At 66.2% G+C, this 18291-nt stretch carries 15 protein-coding genes; 10 read left to right on the top strand and 5 right to left on the bottom strand.

Going from position 1 to position 18291, the window contains the following annotated elements; translation table 11 throughout:
• Positions 1–148: 148 nt before the first annotated feature.
• The 4 genes from VGV07_RS10830 to VGV07_RS10845 all read right to left on the bottom strand — a co-directional run bounded on the left by VGV07_RS10830 (position 149) and on the right by VGV07_RS10845 (position 5546).
• Positions 149–2149 (bottom strand): primary-amine oxidase, encoded by a 2001-nt coding sequence (locus VGV07_RS10830; protein WP_326868696.1) that lies wholly within the window; start codon positions 2147–2149, stop codon positions 149–151.
• Positions 2150–2183: 34 nt separating this feature from the next.
• Entirely contained in the window at positions 2184–2987 is an 804-nt protein-coding gene (locus tag VGV07_RS10835; protein WP_326868729.1) for a carbohydrate ABC transporter permease, read from the bottom strand.
• Between the two features lie 86 nt (positions 2988–3073).
• Positions 3074–3958, bottom strand: a complete 885-nt coding sequence (locus VGV07_RS10840) for a sugar ABC transporter permease (protein ID WP_326868697.1) — start codon at positions 3956–3958, stop codon at positions 3074–3076.
• A gap of 319 nt (positions 3959–4277) precedes the next feature.
• Positions 4278–5546, bottom strand: coding sequence for an ABC transporter substrate-binding protein (locus tag VGV07_RS10845; protein WP_326868698.1), 1269 nt, complete (start codon positions 5544–5546; stop codon positions 4278–4280).
• Positions 5547–5745: 199 nt separating this feature from the next.
• On the opposite strand from VGV07_RS10845, the gene VGV07_RS10850 reads away from it, so the two are divergent.
• From VGV07_RS10850 to VGV07_RS10865, 4 genes are all read left to right on the top strand, one after another.
• Positions 5746–6771, top strand: a complete 1026-nt coding sequence (locus VGV07_RS10850; RefSeq protein WP_326868699.1) for a Gfo/Idh/MocA family oxidoreductase — start codon at positions 5746–5748, stop codon at positions 6769–6771.
• Positions 6772–6778: 7 nt separating this feature from the next.
• Positions 6779–7549: a GntR family transcriptional regulator gene (locus tag VGV07_RS10855; protein WP_326868700.1), complete on the top strand. Its 771-nt coding sequence runs from the start codon at positions 6779–6781 to the stop codon at positions 7547–7549.
• Positions 7550–7615: 66 nt separating this feature from the next.
• Positions 7616–8620 (top strand): SIS domain-containing protein, encoded by a 1005-nt coding sequence (locus VGV07_RS10860; protein ID WP_326868701.1) that lies wholly within the window; start codon positions 7616–7618, stop codon positions 8618–8620.
• 1 nt (position 8621) lies between these two features.
• A complete protein-coding gene (locus tag VGV07_RS10865) occupies positions 8622–9515 on the top strand; it encodes an N-acetylglucosamine kinase (protein ID WP_326868702.1) in 894 nt (297 codons plus the stop codon).
• 107 nt (positions 9516–9622) lie between these two features.
• Here the strand turns inward: VGV07_RS10865 and VGV07_RS10870 are convergent, their stop codons facing one another.
• Complete coding sequence (locus VGV07_RS10870; protein ID WP_326868703.1) at positions 9623–11719, bottom strand: ADP-ribosylglycohydrolase family protein; 2097 nt, start codon at positions 11717–11719, stop codon at positions 9623–9625.
• A 116-nt stretch (positions 11720–11835) separates the two neighbouring features.
• Between VGV07_RS10870 and VGV07_RS10875 the strand changes: the two genes are divergently transcribed.
• From VGV07_RS10875 to VGV07_RS10900, 6 genes are all read left to right on the top strand, one after another.
• The gene (locus VGV07_RS10875; protein WP_326868704.1) at positions 11836–12903 is read left to right on the top strand and encodes a LacI family DNA-binding transcriptional regulator; all 1068 of its coding nucleotides are present in this window, start codon (positions 11836–11838) and stop codon (positions 12901–12903) included.
• Positions 12900–14210, top strand: a complete 1311-nt coding sequence (locus tag VGV07_RS10880) for an ABC transporter substrate-binding protein (protein ID WP_326868705.1) — start codon at positions 12900–12902, stop codon at positions 14208–14210. Before VGV07_RS10875 ends, VGV07_RS10880 begins: the two co-directional genes overlap by 4 nt.
• A 248-nt stretch (positions 14211–14458) precedes the next feature.
• Positions 14459–15301 (top strand): sugar ABC transporter permease, encoded by an 843-nt coding sequence (locus tag VGV07_RS10885; RefSeq protein WP_326868706.1) that lies wholly within the window; start codon positions 14459–14461, stop codon positions 15299–15301.
• A gap of 1 nt (position 15302) precedes the next feature.
• Positions 15303–16130, top strand: a complete 828-nt coding sequence (locus VGV07_RS10890) for a carbohydrate ABC transporter permease (protein WP_326868707.1) — start codon at positions 15303–15305, stop codon at positions 16128–16130.
• Positions 16131–16225: 95 nt separating this feature from the next.
• Positions 16226–16882 (top strand): response regulator transcription factor, encoded by a 657-nt coding sequence (locus VGV07_RS10895; RefSeq protein ID WP_326868708.1) that lies wholly within the window; start codon positions 16226–16228, stop codon positions 16880–16882.
• The gene (locus tag VGV07_RS10900) at positions 16879–18090 is read left to right on the top strand and encodes a HAMP domain-containing sensor histidine kinase (protein ID WP_326868709.1); all 1212 of its coding nucleotides are present in this window, start codon (positions 16879–16881) and stop codon (positions 18088–18090) included. The genes VGV07_RS10895 and VGV07_RS10900 overlap by 4 nt, the downstream gene beginning before the upstream one ends.
• The last annotated feature ends 201 nt before the right edge of the window (positions 18091–18291 follow it).

The raw sequence follows: 18291 nt of genomic DNA on the forward strand, positions 1-18291 counted from the left end.
GTGGGGGACTTCGAGCCGTCCCGCAGGGCAAATCGCTCCAGTGGAGCGATTTGAGGGGAGAAGGCCATGAGAGGTACGCTCGAATGGCGAGGGAGGGGGCCGTCTGCTTCGGCTAGAGAACCCGCCCCTGCGACAGCGCTCTGGTACATCAGCAGTGACAGGCGACGCTGCCGTCGGCCAACACGCTTGCAGTGTTGGTTTCGCGCGGCAGATCGTTGGAGGGGTTTAGGTTGAAGAACCCCGACGGCATCAGTGCAAAACCGGCCGACATGGTGGGCTGCACCGGGAAATCCTCCGGCCGCACCACGTGGTGCAGCCCGAAGCAGTGCCAGACCACGATGTCGGTGTTCTCTACCGGCCGGTTCTGCTTGACGATCTCGGCAAGCCCGTCCGAGCCGTCGGAGTTGCAGACATATTCGCCCGCCGGGTAACGCTCATCCGGGTGGAAGGGCGTCACCCACACATGGTTGCGGATGAAGTTGGAGCGCTGGCCCGAGGGCCCGTTCTCGGCGAGGAACGGCGTGACGCAGTCCTTGGCGTGCAGCCGATAGCCGACGGGTTTGCCCACGGCGTTGAGCTTGTTGGGGTTGATCACCTTCCAGGTGCGGTGCGTCTCCTGGCTGGCGCGGCGGCCGGCCTCGAGCTCGGTCTTGAGCACCGTCTCGGTGGCAAAGAAGCCGTTGCCGTGCGGATTGTTCGGTCCTACCGGCTCGGCAAAGCTGTTGACCTCGACGAGGCTGTTGCCGCCGCCCGAAATTCCTGAGTCCAGCGCCATGTCGAGCCGGGCGCAGAAGATGTGCTGGTGGATCGGCGCGGTCAGCCCTGGAGCCACCTCGCTCACATATTTGCTGGGCTGGCCCGGCAGGCAGGCCATGGTGTTGACGATGCCGGTGGCCTTCACCTCGAAGCTGATCTCGCCGGCCTGGTCGAGATACCAGTACTGCGCATACTCGTAGTTGCCGACCGTATTGACGCAGGAGATCACCAGCCGCCGGCCGCGCCTGAGTTCGGTACGATCGGCCCGGAAATCCCAGTGCTTCCAGAGGATTCCGGTATCTTCCTCATGGATGCAGATCCCCTTCTCGATGGTGATCAGCCCGCCATCGAGCCCGCAATAGTGGCTGTCGAGATAGTGAATGGCGCCAAGGCAATCGCAGCCGAGCTTCAACGAGTGGTTGAACTTACCGAAGCCATATTCGCCGATATCGAAGATGTTCTTGCGATAGTGCCCGCGCTCCGGCGAGCCATAGGGCACCACCAGTTCGCCGAGCGCCGCACGGCGCACCACCGGCCGGCCGGCATAGCGGATATCGTGGAGGATGATGCCGTCGCGCGGCGAAAAGCCGATGCCGAGCGTCCACCTGTCCCAGGCGATGGCGTGGCCATCCATGGTGAAGCTGGTGCCTTCGGGCTGGATGACATTGAGCGGCTTCAGTGGCGCCCGCGCCGGCGGCATGAACTCCGGATCATACGGGATGTCGGTCATCGGGATCGGCGGGCCGCCATGATCGTCGATGCGCAGCACCTCGCCGGTCTTCACGTCGACCGCGACGTTCAGCCCATCGATTGGGTGGGCATAAAAGTTCTCGTTGGCATAGAGCCGCAACCAGCAATGGGCATAGGAGACCATGTGGCCCTCCTCGCCGGCGTCGCCGAAATTGCCGCCCGACCAGCTGTCGACGCAGACTCCGGTCATGTCGGTGATGCCGCGCTTCAAACAGGCTTCGACGAAGCGCGGATCGGCCTTCACCACCCGCTCGACATCGAGCAGCTGCTCGACCTGGAAGGCGGATTTGGCGGTGGGGAAACACCGGCGCGAGACGATCGCGTGCGTCTCGAGCGAGACGATCACCATCCAGACCCCGGGGCGATCCTTATGCGAGATGTTGAGTCGCGCCTCGCGCTTCAGCTGCGTACCGGCAAGGTGGGCGCGCCATTCGTCGGGGGTCGGCTCGCGCAGGTCGAGATTGCCATAGAGCGCGCCGGGCCCGAGCTCGGCATCTGCCTTGATCACCGCCACCGCGGCATTGATCTCGGCCGGGTCGAGCGGCGCCAGTGCCTGAAGGTAACGCGGCGGCGGCAGCGCCGCGACCCCGCGGGACGTGGGCTGCGCTGCGTGGTGGCTGTGGCCTTCGTGAGCATCAATCATGGCAATCGCCTCGGCTTCGAAACGGATGGAAGGCTCATTTGCCGTAGCCGGCGCTGAGCCCGCGGATGAACTGGCGGGAAAAGATGGTGAAGAGGACGACCAGCGGCAGCGCCCCCAGGGTCAGCGCCGCGAGCAGCGCCGGATAGTCGTTGAGGAACTGGCCGACGAATTGCTGCACCCCCAGCGTCACCGTCTGGTTGGCCTTGCCGGGCGCGAGGATCAGCGGGAACCACAGGTCGTTCCAGATCGGCAGCATGGTGACGGTGGCGACCGCCGCGAGCCCCGGCCGCACCAGCGGCAGGACGATCGAGAAGGTGCGGAACTCGCTCGCCCCATCGACCCGCGCCGCTTCCTTCAGCTCGGTCGGTACGGTGCGGAAATAGGTCATCATCAGCGTGACCCCGAGCGGGATGCTCATCGCCGTGTAGACGAGGATCAGCGCCCACAGCGTATCCATCAGCTTGAGCCCGATCATGATCTGGATCAGCGGGATGGTGCCGAGCCGGATCGGCAGCATGACGCCGACGACGAACAGCCCGGCGAGCAGCGGCACGAAGCGCACCCGGTATTCGACCAAGGCGAAGGCCGCGAGGGTCGAAAGCCCGACGGTGAGCACCACCGACACCAGCGTCACGACCAGGCTGTTGCGATAGTTGGCGATGAAATTGCCGCGCGTCAGCACCCGCTCGTAGCCCGCCAGGCTGAACGTCTCGGCGGTGGGCAGCGCGAACGGCCCGCCGAAAATCGCCGGCGTGGTCTTCAGCGAATTGAGGATGACGATGAGGATGGGCCCGAGCGCCAGGACGACGAAGGCGAGGAGCACGGCATGCACTGCCATGCGCTCGATATTCCAGCGGCGGCGCTCTCTTAGCAGTCGGGTTTCGTGGGCGAGTTCTGTGGTCATCGTGGTCATGCCCCTGCCCCTCAAACCGCGTGCGCCTTGAGCCGGCGTTGCACCAGCCAGAAATAGGCGGCGGTGACGCAGAGCATCAGCGTGAAGATCACGGTGGCGACGGTGGCGCCGAGGTCGAGGTCGGCCACCTGGCCGCTCGAGCCGAAGAAGGTGCGGTAAAAGAACGTGCCGAGGATATCGGTCGAATAGTTCGGGCCGGGCGCCGAGCCGTTGAGCGCGAACACCAGGTCGAACCCGTTGAAGGTCCAGATGAAGGTGAGGATCACGATGAGCCCGAACTGCGGCAGGATCAGCGGGAACTTGATGCCCCAGAAGATCCGCCACGGGCTGGCGCCGTCGATGCGCGCCGCCTCGACCACATCGTTGGGCACCGCGATCAGCGCCGAATAGAGGAACACCATCGGGATGCCGAGATATTGCCACACCCCCATCAGCGAGATGGTGGGCAGCGCCGTTATCTGGTTGCCGAGCAGCGGGAAGCCGACGAGGCCCCAGAGCGGGTTGATGATCAGCCGCCAGATGAAGCCGACGATCACCACCGACAGCGTCGCGGGGATGAACAGCAGGGTGCGGTAGATGCCTTCGCTGCGGTTGAGCGTGCCGCCGGTGAGCAGCGCCGCGAGCAGCAGCCCGATCGGAATCTCTACGGCAACATGAATGGCGAAGTACTTGAAATTGTTGAGCAGCGCATTCCAGAAGCGGGCACTGACCACCGGCTGGGTGAACAGATAAATGTAGTTGCCCAGGCCAATGAAACCGGTCCCCGACTTGCCGGTATCGAACAGGCTCATGAAGATCGAGATGAGCAGCGGCAGCACCGCAAAGCCCAGGTAGATGGCGAGGGCCGGCAGCACGAAGATCAACAGGCTGCGGCGAGCCGTTGCAGGACGTATCACGCGAGCGTTCCTCTGAAGTCGTGGCAACTCTTGGTCATTGGTCCGCTCCCTCTTTTTTCGCTGCCGGGAAGGCTACGCACATCGTGGCAAGACGGCTGACGGGCGGGTGCGGGAAGATACCCCCTCCCCTGTCCCCTCCCCGCAAGGGGGAGGGAGACGCTCTCACCGGCGCCAGTGTTTTGGTCTCCTCCCCCCTTGCGGGGGAGGGACAGGGTGGGGGGTACTCTGTGCGCACCGAGCTATCCCGACGCGGCATGCCCCTCCCAAGAAAAAAGCGCGTGCCGACCGGGAGGGCGCGGCACGCGCTGCCGATCGGGCGCTATTGCGCCGACTGCGGCGAGTACCAGGACGAGAGCCCGGCCTGCAGCTCGGCGGCGACGGCCTCGGGGGTCATGTCCGAGGTCATCATCACCTGCAACAGGCGCCAGGTTTCGTCATCGAGCGGCGGCGTGCCGGCGCTCAGCCGATCGAGCGCCAGGCGCGGCGTGAGCAGCGCTCCGGTCTTGAGATCCGCGAAGGCCTGGGCCAGCGCATTGTCATACTTCACCGGCTGGTTGCTCATGGCAAAGAAGCCCGGCGCGGTGTTGACATAGATCTGCTGGAACTCGGGCCCCGCGACCCAGTTGAGGAAGGTCTTGGCGGCTTCCTGGTTCTTGCTGGCGGCATTGATGCCGATCGCCATGTCGGGCATTTCCTGCAGGTACCGCTGGCCACCGGCTTCCACTGCCGGCGGACCGAACACCCCGACATTAAGGCCGGTCGAGGTCACCTGATTGATGTTCCAGGAGCCATCGGGAAGGATCGCGGCCTTGCCCAGCGTGAAGAGCTGCGTCATGTCGGAATAGGAGAGCGCCTCCTGCCCGGCGGGGAGGAACGGCTTCCACGCCTGGAAGGCGGCGAGTGCCGCAACGAAATCGGCGTCGGTGAGCTTCTTGGTGCCGTCGATCAGGCCGAGCCGGCCTTCCTCGCCCTTCCAGTAGGCCGGCCCGATGCTGTAGAGCCCGTTATAGGCGAGCTGCCAGGATTCGGCCGAGCCGACGGCCAGCGGCGTGTATTTGCCGTTGTCCTTGATCGCCTGCAGCACCGCGGTGAACTCTGCGGCGGTGGTCGGCGGCTTGAGGCCGAGTTCGTTGAAGATATCGACATTGTAGTAGAAGCCGGCGAGCACTGCGGCGACCGGCACGCAATAGGTGGCGCCGTCGACGGTCCAGGCCGCCTTGGCCGTGGCATCGAAATTCTCGAGCCCGGCGAGGCCATCGAGTTTCGCGAAGTAGCCGCGGCTGATCCACTCGTTGTTCACGTCGAACGGCCGGCAGGTGATGAGGTCGGGACCGGCCCCACCCTCGATCTGCGACTGCATCGCGGCGTTGTATTCGTTGGTGTTGACCGGCGCGAACTCGACCTTGATGTCCGGGTGCGCCGCCTCGAAGGCCGGCAGCACCTTGTCCTGCCACACGGCCAGATCTTCGGTGCGCCAGCTGCCCAGTGTCAGCGTCACGCTCTCGGCCACCGCGGCGCTGCTCATCGCGATGAGCGAGACGCCCAGCATGGCTCCGGCCGCCCGGGCCCATATCGGTTTCATCTGCATTCTTGTTCTCCCTTCCCCTGACGCGCGGCCGCCGCATACGGCGCCGCATGGATCAAATCCGAGCGACTTGCCCCTCTGTCACAGGATCGATACCTCACAATACCAGATGGTACAAGTGGTCATTTTTATGCGCATGAGGTATGGTCATGGCGCATTATTGGTATTATGAGGTATCGCAACAAATCAAAGGGAGCAGGGCATGATCGGGGTTGGGTTGCTGGGGTCGGGCTTCATCGCCGAGTCATATGCGGATGCACTGCTGGACGTGCGCAATGCCGAGCTCGTCGCCTGCTATTCGCGCAACCCGGCACGGTCCGACGCCTTCGCGAAGAAGTGGAAGGTCACCGCGCACGCCACCATGGATGCGCTCTGCGCCGACCCCGCCGTCGAGATCGTCATCATCGCGCTCCCCAACGAGATCCATCTCACCGCAGTGGAGATCGCTGCCCGGCACAAGAAGGCCATCATCTGCACCAAGCCGCTGGCCCGTACCGAGGCCGAGGCGCAGCAGATCCTCGATATCGCCAACGCTGCCGGCGTCTGGCACGGCTATGCCGAGAGCTCGGTCTTTTCGCCCAATGTCGCCAAGGCTTATGAGATGGTCAAAGCCGGCGGCATCGGCGATCTTCTCACCATGCGCGCCCGCGAGGGCCATTCCGGTCCGCACGCCCCGCATTTCTGGGATGCCGAAACCGCCGGTGGCGGCGCCCTGCTCGACATGGGCTGCCACACGGTGGAATCGGCCCGCCACTTCTTCGGCAAGGACAACAAGGTCACCGAGGTGATGGCCTGGGGCTCGACCATGGCCCACAAGGATAAGACCACCGGCGAGGACGCGGCGATTGCGCTCTTGAAATTCGAGGGCGGCCAGCTCGCCACCATCGAATCGTCCTGGATCGAGCGCGGCGGCATGCAGCTTCGGCACGAGCTGGTCGGCTCGGCCGGCCGCATCGTTACCGACAGCTCGGTCGGCCCGGTCTGGGGTTTCATCGAAAACCCGGTGGGCTACACCGTCGAGAAGGCCGATGCCGAGACCGGCTGGGTATATCCTGTGCCCGAGGAGACTCGGGCCTATGGCTTCTCGCAGCAGATGCGGCATTTCATTGATCATTTCGCCGCGGGCACGACGCCGTCCGAGACCTTCGAGGATGGCGTGGTGGTCAACCGCATCATCGATGCGTGCTACCGCTCGATGAAGACTGGCCAATGGGAAAAAGTGGCGTGAGCAACAGATGAGTAACGGCGCGGAACCCTTGGCGATGCTCGATCAGGATTCTCCCGATCCGCTATGGCGGCAGGCGGCGGATCTGATCCTGCACCAGATCTCTACCGGCAAGATCGCCAATGGCGGCCGCCTGCCGGCCGAGCGCGACCTGCTGGCCCAGCTGTCGATCAGCCGGGTGACGCTGCGCCGCGCGCTGCAGAGCCTCGTCGAAGACGGGGTGCTGAAGCCCTCGCATGGCCGCGGCTGGTATGTCTCGGCCGAGGTGCCGAAGGAATTTCCCAATACGCTGGAATCGTTCAGCGAAACCGCTGCCCGGCTGGGGCTGGTCCCCTCCTCCGACGTGCTGCGCGCCACCGAAGCGCCGGCCACGCTCGATGAAGCCGAGGAACTGGCCATCGCGCCGGGCGCGCCGCTGTTCCATCTCGACCGCATCCGGCGGCTCGATGGCGTGCCGGTGGCGGTCGATACCTCGTTCTTTGCCGCAACGCTGAAGCCCGATCTCACCGGCGTCGATTTCCGCACCGCCTCGCTGTTCGAGCTGCTGCTCGGTAACGGCGTCGATCTGGCGCGTGGCGAAACCACCATCGAAGCGCAGGCCGCCGATGCGGCTTTGGCCATTCATCTCGGGGTCGAGCCGAAGACGCCGATCCTCGTGATGCGGCAGAGCATCGTCGACAGCGCCGGCCGGCCGCTGCTGTCGTCCACGGTGCGCTATGTCGGCGACCGCTACCGGCTGCGCACCTCGTTCTCGCGCTCGCGCAAGCCCGGCGCGCGCTGAGCCCCAGCATACTGAAAGCCCCGCGACGCCGAAGCTTTCGAGCTGTCGCCCAGGAGACGGACGAAATTGGTTAAAGGCTATATTTCCCTCGCCGAGGCCCGCGCCGCGCAGGCGGCCCAGCTCGAAGCGGCGCTACCGGCAATTGCCGGCGAAGTGCGCCGGGCCGCGGCCGCGGGAACGCTCGGCGGCCCCGGCCCGATCTTTCTCGGCATCGGCGCCAGCTTCGCCGCCTCGGCGGCAGCGGTCTGGGTGCTGCGCTCGCGCGGCATCCACGCCTGGCGGCTCAACGCCGGCGAGCATCCACTGCCCTACCCGCAATCCGATCACCCCATCATCGGCGTCTCGCAATCGGGTCGCAGCTCCGAAACCCTCGCCGTGCTGCGCACCGTTGAGCCGCACCTGCGGCTCGCCGTGGTCAACGTCGCGCCGTCGCCGATCTCGGAGATCGCCGCCACCACCATCTCGCTCGGCAAGCTCCCCGACAGCTACGCTTCGACCACCGGCTACACCGCCACCATCGCCGCGCTCGGGATGATCGCCGAAGCCTGGGACGACGGCACGATCGACCCGACCTGGGCTGAGCTGCCGGCCAAATTCCGCGCCCTTGAGGCCACCATCGCCGCCCGCGCCGTGGCGCTGGCCACTCCGCTGCGCGATGCCATCGGCGTCGACTACGCCGCCGCCGCGCCGTCCGCCGGCTCCGCCGAAGTCGGTGCCCTCTTGCTGCGCGAAGTGGCCCGCATCCCGGCAACCGGCCTCTCCTCGCGCCAATACCTGCACGGCGCGATGGAATCGGCCGGCCGCACCGCGCACATCCTGATGGGCGACGAGCGCGAGATGGCGCTCGCTCACACCCTCGCCCATGCCGGCCACCACACCCTCCTGCTGACGACGCTCGATGTCGCCGAGGAAGCCAATCTCGCAGTGATCCGGCTGCCGCAGGTGTCGCCGGCGCAGCGCACCATCCTCGAGGCGCTGGTGCTGCAGAGCCTCGCGGTGGAAACCGCGCTGCTGCGCAGCGTCGACCCCGATGCCTTCGTCTTCTTCCACACCGACACCAAGGTCGCCTGAGATGACCGATCTGATCGCAGCGCTCGATATCGGCGGCACCAAGACCCAGCTGATCCTCGAGGATCTCGCCGGCAACCGGGTGCTTGATGTCACCGAGCCGAGCCTCGAATGGGATGCCGAGCCGGAGCCCGAGGCGGCGCGCTGGATCGCCGAGCGGGTCGCGAGGCACACCCCTGATGGAGCAAGTATCGTCGCCCTCGCCTTCGGCGCCCAGGGCATCAACCGCACCGAAACCGGCAAGGCTTTGGAGCGCGAACTTGAGGCGCTCGGCTATCGCACCACCGCCGTCAACGACGCCTCGCTGATCGTCGTCGCCGCCGGCTTCACCACCGGCATCGGCGTCATTGCCGGGACCGGCGCCATCGCTGTCGGCGCTGATGCCGCGGGCCGCTTCATGGCCTCGGGCGGCTGGGGCTGGATCATCGGCGACGAAGGCAGCGCCGCCGGCCTCGTCCGCGAAGCCACCCGCACCGCGCTCCGCGCCAACGACGAAGGCAAGCCCGACGACGGCCTCCTCGGCCACCTCATCGCCGCCTTCGGCGTCGCCGACGCCGAACGCCTCACCCGCCGCGTCAACGACGACCCGACGGTCGACAACTGGGCCCCGCACGCGCCGGCGATCTTCGCGGCGGCGGATGCCGGCTCGGCATTGGCGAGCACGGTGATCAACGAAGGCGGCGAGGCCTTGGCCGCACTCGTCGACCAATTGCTGTCCCGTGGCGCCGCAGGTACCGACGTCGTGGTCGCCGGCAGTGTCATAGTCAACCAGCCGCGGTTGCGTGAGGCGTTTGCCGCGGCGGTGACGTCACGGCACCCGGAGTTGAAGGTACATGTGCTGCGCGATGCGCCAGTCGAGGGCGCAGTGCAACTGGCCCGGCGAGCTGTAGGCAGCTAAGACACCGGCCGTGCCCCCATCGTCCCCTCGCCCCTCTGGGGAGAGGGGGCGGTGTTGGCACCGCCGGTGCCCAGAATCTGCCACCTCTAGTCTTTAGGGTACGCCCCCTACCCCACCCGCCCGATATGCACCTTGTCGGTCGACAGCGCCCCCTCGAACACCGCGAGCCCGATCATCCCGCCCGCATAGGTCGCATCCGTCACCGCCAGCACCGTACCCGCCCCATCCACCGTGATCTGCGACCCCGATAGCGTCACCCGCAGCGGGATCGCCGTCTCGAACACCACCGGCAGCGTCGTCTCCGCCAGCACCGTTTCGACCTCGTCGCGCCGGCAGACGACCTGCAGCTTGCCCGCGCGCGTCAGCCGCGCGGCGTAATACTGCCGCAGCCCCTGCGCGCGGAACACCAGCGCACCGTATTGGCCGAGATGGAGGTTCAGCTCAGTTTCGATGCTGATATCGCGCCAGTCACGTGTTCCGGTGAGGATAATCCCCTCGCCGCGGTTGGCGGAAAGCCGGAACGACTCGCGGAAATTCTTCGAGAACACGCTGGCACCGTTGATCCAGGCGCTGCGCCACATGCTGCCCTCGTTGTGCGGGCGGCGCAGCGTCAGTTCGGGCTCGCCCGACCAGCGCAGCCAGTCGACCAGCACCCGGCCGACCGTCGCCGTATCGCGGACGGACATGACGAGGCCGATTTCGGCGATCGGGTTGCCATCGAACTGCGGCACCTGCCAGCTGAGCGTCGCCGCCTTGCCGGCTTCGATGGTCACGCTTTCGGGCGAGATCACGCTCACCAGCGCATCGGCTTCACCATAGTGGCGCACCGCCAGCGCCACCTCAACGGTGCCGCTGAGCCCGGCGTCGCCTGAAATTCGCGCTTCGATGATCTGGCCGGGCCACACCCGGGGGCTCGCCAGCACCTCGTACCAGCTATGGCCGATCATCGCGGGCGGCACGAGTACCGGCGTGCCGACATAGGCTGAGCGACCCGGGGTCACCGAGATCAGCTCCACCGCCAGGGCGTCGCCGGTGCCGGACACCGCGATATCGCTGCCATTGCCCTGTGTACCGCCGGCCATGAATCCCTGCACTGCGCCCGGCAGCGCGAAGTGGAACTGCGCGCCGTCCTTCGGCGCCGGCCGCGCCGGTTCACCAGCCAGCCGTCGCGCCAGTCCGTCGAGCCAATAGGCGATGCTGGGTGCATCGGTGAGGCCGCGCCCGCCATCGGCGGTGGACAGATAGAGCCGGTCGGCGACCGGGCCGCGCCAATCCTGCTCACCTTCAAAGCCGTCGAGACCGAGCATGATCCCTTGCAGGCAGCCGAGGTTCCCGGCATTGCAGTCGGTATCCCAGCCCGAGGTGTTGACGATCATCTGGCCGCGGCTGAAATCATCGGGCGCGTGCAGCAGCGCCATGATCATCAGCGCGTGGTTGGGCACCACGTGGCACACCCCGGCATATTTGTCGTAGCCGTAAGTGTCCTCGATCTGCCGGCGCGTCGCCTGCCAGTCGTCGCCATTGGCCCGCACCCAGGCGCGGATATCGGCGACGAGCCTGGCGATCAGGCTGTCCCTGGGAATGAAGCTCAGCCCAGTCTCGATCAGGTGCTCGACATCGCGGCTCAGAAAGGCCTCGGCCTCCATCGCCGCCCACAGCACTGCCGCATGGACGCTCTCGCCATCATGGCTGACGCTGCCGGCGGCCCGTGCCAGCTTCGCTGCCTGGGCCGGGTTGCCGGGCGACACCAGCGCCCAGCCATCGATGAAGATCTGTGCTCCGATCTGCTCGGCGACGATCTTGCCATTGGTCTCGACCGAGCCCGAGCGCGGCGCCGGAATGCCTTTGGCGAGGTTGAGCCAGGCCGTGTGCTCGGTCGAGTTGCCCGCCCCGCCCCACCAGAACACCGCCCGGTTCTCGACCACGTAGTTGAGCCAGGTGCGGCCGATATCCTCTGCGCCAAGCTCGGGCGAAGCGCCGTAATCCTCGAGCGCCCGAACGAAACTGAAGGTGCCCGAGACATCGTCATCGGTCACCACCAGTTCGGCCCCCAGCCGCTCGTTCACGTAATAGGTGATCGGGCCGAGCTCCTTGAGGATGCGCTGGTAGGTCCAGTTCTCGAACGGCCGTCCGAGATAGACGCCGATCAGCTTGCCGAGCACGCCGGCATAGATCCGCTCGAGGGTATCGGTGGGGAGGGTCATGATGGTCTCAACCAGAACTGAGGATCGGAATCGACGGCTGTTGATCGTCTAGCCCACCCGGCTTGACGGAAACGGCTCATCCACTTACTGATACGTATCAGTAGCCGAGTTTCAAGATGAAATCGACCAGAAAACCGACACAGAAGGATGTCGCGACCCACGCCGGGGTGTCGCAGGCGGCCGTGTCGTCGGTGCTGTCGGGCGATGCCGCCGGCATCAGGCCCGAGGTGCAGCAGCGCATCCGCAACAGCGCCAAGGCGCTGAACTACGTGCCCAACCGCATGGCGCAGGCGCTGAAGACCAACCGCTCGATGATGATCGCCTGCATCGTCCCAGATCTCTCCAACCCGTTTTATCCGCCGCTGATCCGCGCCGTGCAGAAAGTGGTGGAACCGCAGGGCTACGACGTCATCGCGCTCAGCACCGATGGCTCGGGCGCCGCCGAGGCGCGGATGCTCGAGCTCTGCATCGATCGACGTGTCGCCGGCATTGTCGGGGTGTTCTTCGTCGCCACCATTCGCGAACTCGCAGGCGCGCTGGCAGCCGACATCCCGGTGGTGCGCTATGAATCGGCGCCGAAGCGCGGCGGCCCGCTGCCGGTCGACGATTACTATGTCGACAACCACCAGGTCGCCTCGGCGCTTACCTCGCAACTCCTAGGGCTCGGCCATCGCGACATCGTCTTCATGGCGTCGCCGGGCGGTCCGGAGCGCGCCCGTATCGGCGGATACAGCATGGCGCTCACGGCAGCAGGCCTGACCCCGCGCGTCGTCACCGCGCCGAGCTATTCGATCGATGGCGGCGCCGCCATTGCGCAGCAACTGATTGCCGAAGGCAGCAGCCGGCCCACCGCCATCATGTGCGCCGACGATCTCCTCGCCTGCGGCACCATCCGCGCCTGCCAGGCGGCGGGCCTCAGCCTGCCGCACGACATGTCGGTCACCGGGTTCAATAACCTGGCGATGACCGACGTTCTCAATCCGTCGCTGACGACGGTATCGCTCGGGCAGGAGCTGTTCGGCCAGTTGGCTGGCGAACGCCTGCTGGCCCGGGTTCGTGGTGATGTGGAGGGGCCGGGGGAGGCCATCGCATTGCCCTATGCAATCGTAGATCGCGCTTCGACTGCTCGCTCTCGGCGGCAGACGACCCTCCCCGGCATCGGCATATCAGGGAACGCTTCATGACAACTCTCTCTCGCCTGTTTTCGGGCGTGGCCGTCGCGGCCATGACCCTCCTCACGCCCGGCCTTGCCGCCGCGCAATCGGCTTCGTGGTGGTACGAGGCGCTGACCCCCGAGCAGCAGCGCCTGCTCGATGACACCCTGGTCGGCGGTTTCAACGCCAGCCACCCCGGCGCCACCCTGGCGCTCGAATATCGCGGCAACGCCATCGAAAACCAGCAGCGCCTGGCGCTGATGTCCGGCGGCGGCCCCGACATCATCAACTCCAATGGCCCGGCCACCGCCCTGCCGATGGCCAAGGCCGGCCAGTTGCTGAAGCTCGACGACTATGCCGCGAAATACGGCTGGAACGAGCGGCTGATCCCGATGTTCCTCGAACTCGGCAAGGTCGATGGCGCGCTCTACTCCATCCCCAAGAACTACGAGGCGATGGGGCTGTTCTACAACGCCGATCTGTTCGCACAGAAGGATTGGGCGGCGCCCAAGACCGTCGCCGAGATGGAAGCCCTCGCCGACACCATGCTGGCCGAGGGGATGACCCCGTTCGTCGCCGGCAATGCCGGTTTCCGCCCGGCCAACGAGCAGTTCTTCACCGTGGCGCTCAACCAGCTGGTCGGCCCCGAGGCCATCCACGAGGCGCTCTCGGGCAAGCGCCCATGGACCGATCCGGTCTTCGTCGACGCCATGACCAGGTTCAAGGCCTGGTACGACAAGGGCTATTACGGCAAGGATTACTTCTCCACCTCGACCATCGATGCCTTCGCCGGCATGGTCACCGGCAAGACGGGCATGGCGCCGCAGGGCACCTGGGCCTTCTCCTGGGTGAAGGATTACTTCGATCCGGCCGGCGCCAAGGCCGCCTTCACCTCGATCCCGGTGGCAGACGGCGTGCCCTACCCGCTGTTCCCCATCGGCATCGGCTCGACCCTGTCGATCAACGCCCATTCGCCGAGCCCCGATATCGCGGCTGAAGTGATCGACTATGTGTTCAGCGGCGATTTCTACGGCGCGATCGTGCCGCAATGGCAGGGCGAATGGAACGTGCCGCTCGCCGATCTCACCGCGGTCACGCTGAAGGGTGAAGTGACCCCGCTCTATAAGGAAGCGACGACGATGATCGCCGACGCCCTGGCGAGCGGCAATTACGGCTACACCACCTGGACCTTCTGGCCGCCCAAATCCGAGCAGTACATCATCTCGGGCGTCGAAGAGCTCTGGCTCGGCACGGCCACACCGGAGCAGTTCCTCGCCGGGCTGCAGGAGCTGTTCGCCGCCGAGCTCGCCGAGGGCAGCGTCCCGCCGCTGCCGTAACAGCGGATGCGCCGCTCATGTGGCGCCTTCGTCCTCCAGGGCACGGGACTCTCAGTGGTCCTCCACCGTGAAACGGGGGAGGGGGACCAGCGAAGCTGGTGGAGGGGGCGGCCCCAAACACCGGCGCGGGCTGTCGCCCCCTCCACCGCCTCCGGCGGTCCCCCTCCCCCGCTACACGGTGGAGGACCACGGAGAGCCCGGTGGCTCACCAAGTAAGATAGCCTCCCCCACCCCGGAATCCCCTGCCCATGTGGTTCTTCGCCCTCCCTGCCCTCGCCATCAATGTCGCGCTGATCCTGATCCCGGCGCTGCTGACGGTGGCCTTGGCCTTCTGCACCTGGGATGGGTTTTCGGCCCCGGTCTTCGTCGGCTTCGCCAACTTTCAGGCGATGTTCGCCGATCGGGTGTTCTGGATCGCGCTCGGCAACAACCTCAAGTGGACGTTGATCTTTCTGACCGTGCCGATCGCCATCGGCCTCGTCGCGGCCACCCTGCTGCTGATGATCAAGCGCGGGCGCACCCTGTTCCAGATCGTCTATTTCATCCCCGTGGTGGTCGCCACCGCCATCACCGCACGGGTCTGGCAGGGGATGATCTACAACCCCAATACCGGCGTGTTCGGGCTGCTTTCCCGCTTCGGTATCGAGCTATCCGATCCGCTGGCCCAGACCCATTCGGCGCTTTACGGCATCGCCGTGGTTGATCTCTGGCATTGGTGGGGGTTCCTCGCGGTGATCTTTCTCGCCGCGCTCCGCCAGGTGCCGGCCGAAATGGTCGAAGCCGCCCGGCTCGATGGCGCCGGCTTCTTCGGCCTGATGCGCTACATCCTCATTCCCGCCATCGCCCCCACCATCAAACTGATGATGGTGATGACGGTGATCTGGTCGTTCCTGGTGTTCGACTTCGTCTACATCCTCACCCAGGGCGGCCCGGCCTATTCGAGCGAGGTGCTCTCCACCCTCGCCTACCGCAACGCCTTCTTCGAGTTCGATCTCGGCCGCGCCGCCGCCGTCGCCCTGGTGATCGCGCTGTTCGGCCTCACCGCCACCTTTGCCTATGTGCGGCTGCAATCGAAGGAAGGGGTGAACTGAGATGATCGGAAGCCGCTGGTCTCGTCTCGTCTCCTATGTCGTCCTGGTGCTCGGCGCGCTGTTCGCGCTCGGCCCCCTGCTCTTGATGCTGCTCAACGCCTTCAAGGCGACGCCCGAAATCATCCTGAGCCCCTTGAGCTGGCCGGCCGAGCTCAACTGGTCGAACTTCACCCGCGCCTGGGATGATGCCCGGCTGGGCGAAACCATGCTCAACAGCGCCAAGGTCACCGCCATGACCATCGGGTTGGTGCTGACCACCGGCGCCGGGGCCGCCTATGTGCTGGCGCGCCGGAAGATCAAACCGTGGAAGGCAGTGAGCGCCTATTTCCTCGCCACCACCACGGCGCCGATCCAGTTGTTCCTGTTCCCGCTCTATTTCGGCTTCGCCCGGCTCGGCCTGATCAACAATCCCGTCGCAGTGTCCTTCGTTTACTGCGCCATGTTCAGCCCCTTCGCCATCATGCTGCTGCGCACCTACTTCATCGCCATCCCCAAGGAGCTGGAAGAGGCCGCCAATCTCGACGGCGCCAATGCCTGGCAGGTGTTTTCGAAGGTCATGCTGCCGATTGTCTCGCCGGGCCTGCTCACGGTGGCGCTGATCATCGGGCTCTATTGCTGGAACGAGTTCCTCATCGCCTCGACGTTCCTGCAAAGCAAGGACCAGATGACGGCGGTGGTGTCCTTTACCCTTCTGAGCGGCAAATACACCAGCGACTGGGGGCAGATCATGGCGGCCGCCATGATCATCGTACTGCCCATCCTGATGCTGTTCCTCTTGCTGCAGCGGCATTTCATCGACGGCATGGCGGGCGGGTCGACGAAGGGGTAGGCATCAGCCGCCGTCCCCCGCCACGTTCCCGCCTAACGCCGCCCTAACATGGCCTTCGCTATCAAAGCCGGTCGGCGTTATGGCGGGGCGAACGAGTGCGCGTACTGGTAGTCGAGGACGAACGGCAGCTGGCGGATTCGATCGCCGAGGGCCTGCGGCACCATGCCATGGCGGTGGATGTCGCCTATGACGGGGCGGCCGGGCTCGATCGGGCGCTGGTCAACGAGTACGACGTGCTGGTGCTCGATCGCGACATCCCGCAGGTCTCCGGCGACGAGCTCTGCGCCGTGCTGGTGGAAACCCAGTCGCCGATCCGCATCCTGATGCTCACTGCCGCCACTGCGGTGGCGCAGCGCGTCGCCGGGCTCGGGCTCGGCGCCGACGACTACCTGACCAAGCCCTTTGCCTTTGCCGAGCTGGTGGCCCGCGTGCAGGCCCTGGCGCGTCGCGCCCGGCCGGCCATCCCGCCGGTGCTCGAGCGCTCCGGCCTCCGGCTCGATCCGCACCGCCGCACGGTGCTGCGCGACGAGCAGCCGGTCGAACTCTCGAAAAAGGAGTTCGCCGTGCTCGAGGAGCTGCTGCGCGCCGATGGCGGCGTCGTCTCGGCCGAACAGCTGCTCGAGAAAGCCTGGGACGAACAGATCGATCCGTTTTCGGGCGTGGTGCGCTTCACCGTCATGAACGTGCGCAAGAAACTGGGCGAACCGCAACTGATCGAAACCGTGCAGGGTGTGGGGTACAAGCTCAGATGAGGCGCCTCCTCGAACTCCTCGGCTTTCCCTGGACCATCCGCACCCGACTGAGCCTCCTCTACGCCGGGGCGTTCTTCGTGGCTGGCGTGGCGCTGATCGTCGCCATCTACCTCTATCTCGGCGTGGTGCTCGATCGGCAGTTCAGCATCCGGCTGGTCAACGATGCCGCCCCCAATGCCGAGGGCCAGCTCGGCGCTCCCGGCGTGCTGCCGCCGCGCGACCTGATGGATGAGGCGGGCCGCATCAGCGTGCTGGTGCGGCAGGCGCGGCTCAATACGCTCGACACCATGCTGATGGTATCGCTGGCGCTGGTGGGGTTCCTCACCATCCTCGCCGGCGTGATCGGCTGGTTGGTCGCGGGCCAGGCGCTGCGGCCGTTGCGCGACATCACCGCCACGGCGCGCCGCGTCGCCGACCGCAGCCTGCATGAACGGATCGCCCTTGCCGGCCCCAACGACGAGATCAAGGATCTCGCCGACACCCTCGATCAGATGCTCGAGCGGCTCGATCGCTCCTTCGACAGCCAGCGCCGCTTCGTCGCCAATGCCAGCCATGAGCTCCGCACGCCGCTCACCATCACCCGCACGCTGATCGAGGTGGCGCTGCTCGATGCCGCCGCCGACGACAAGCTGCGCCAGCTCGGCACCACGCTCCTCGCGGTCAACCAGCGCCACGAAAAGCTGACCGATGGGCTCCTGACCCTCGCCAGTGGCGAGCAGCGCGCCGCCCAATTCCATGCGGTTGAACTGGGCGAGATTGCCGGGCACATCGTCACCGAGCTCACCCCGGTTGCCGAACGCGCCGGCATCCGGCTCGGCACCGCCTTCGGCCGCGGCACGGTGATGGGCGATGCCTTCCTGCTCGAGCGGCTGATCCAGAACCTCATCGAGAACGCCATCCAGTACAATATCTCCGAGAACGGCTGGGTCAGCATCCACACCACGACGAACGGCAACAGCGTCGAGCTGGTGGTCGAGAACACCGGCCCGGTGGTTCCCACCTACGAGATCCCCAGCCTGTTCGAACCGTTCCGCCGCCTCGCCACGACTGAACGGCTGGCCGGCACGACGAGGGCCGCGATCACCCGCGGCGCCGGGCTTGGCCTCTCCATCGTCCGCTCGGTCGCCCACACCCATGGCGGCGGGGTGGAAGCGAGCCCACGCGAAGGCGGCGGGCTGGTGGTGCGGGTGCGGTTTCCGGGGGCGTAGGGCCGGCCTCTCCGTGATCCTCCCCCGCGTGGCGGGGGAGGGAGACCGCCGAAGGCGGTGGAGGGGGCGGCCGCAAACACCGGCCGGACACCCTCCCCTTGACGGGGAGGGATGGGGTGGGGTGTGCCACGCGCTCGATGCTGGCTGAAGCCGCCAGATCGCAGGCATCGTGCCTCCGCACACCCCCTCCGAGCTACGCTA

The organism is Devosia sp. (assembly GCF_035944845.1).
GTDB lineage: Bacteria > Pseudomonadota > Alphaproteobacteria > Rhizobiales > Devosiaceae > Devosia_A.

What these genes read in the sequence shown, in the direction of transcription:
- VGV07_RS10830 (WP_326868696.1), bottom strand. Translation starts at nt 2,149, where the DNA reads ATGATTGATGCTCACGAAGGCCACAGCCACCACGCAGCGCAGCCCACG.
- VGV07_RS10835 (WP_326868729.1), bottom strand. Translation starts at nt 2,987, where the DNA reads ATGGCAGTGCATGCCGTGCTCCTCGCCTTCGTCGTCCTGGCGCTCGGG.
- VGV07_RS10845 (WP_326868698.1), bottom strand. Translation starts at nt 5,546, where the DNA reads ATGCAGATGAAACCGATATGGGCCCGGGCGGCCGGAGCCATGCTGGGC.
- VGV07_RS10850 (WP_326868699.1), top strand. Translation starts at nt 5,746, where the DNA reads ATGATCGGGGTTGGGTTGCTGGGGTCGGGCTTCATCGCCGAGTCATAT.
- VGV07_RS10855 (WP_326868700.1), top strand. Translation starts at nt 6,779, where the DNA reads ATGAGTAACGGCGCGGAACCCTTGGCGATGCTCGATCAGGATTCTCCC.
- VGV07_RS10865 (WP_326868702.1), top strand. Translation starts at nt 8,622, where the DNA reads ATGACCGATCTGATCGCAGCGCTCGATATCGGCGGCACCAAGACCCAG.
- VGV07_RS10870 (WP_326868703.1), bottom strand. Translation starts at nt 11,719, where the DNA reads ATGACCCTCCCCACCGATACCCTCGAGCGGATCTATGCCGGCGTGCTC.
- VGV07_RS10875 (WP_326868704.1), top strand. Translation starts at nt 11,836, where the DNA reads ATGAAATCGACCAGAAAACCGACACAGAAGGATGTCGCGACCCACGCC.
- VGV07_RS10880 (WP_326868705.1), top strand. Translation starts at nt 12,900, where the DNA reads ATGACAACTCTCTCTCGCCTGTTTTCGGGCGTGGCCGTCGCGGCCATG.
- VGV07_RS10885 (WP_326868706.1), top strand. Translation starts at nt 14,459, where the DNA reads ATGTGGTTCTTCGCCCTCCCTGCCCTCGCCATCAATGTCGCGCTGATC.
- VGV07_RS10890 (WP_326868707.1), top strand. Translation starts at nt 15,303, where the DNA reads ATGATCGGAAGCCGCTGGTCTCGTCTCGTCTCCTATGTCGTCCTGGTG.
- VGV07_RS10900 (WP_326868709.1), top strand. Translation starts at nt 16,879, where the DNA reads ATGAGGCGCCTCCTCGAACTCCTCGGCTTTCCCTGGACCATCCGCACC.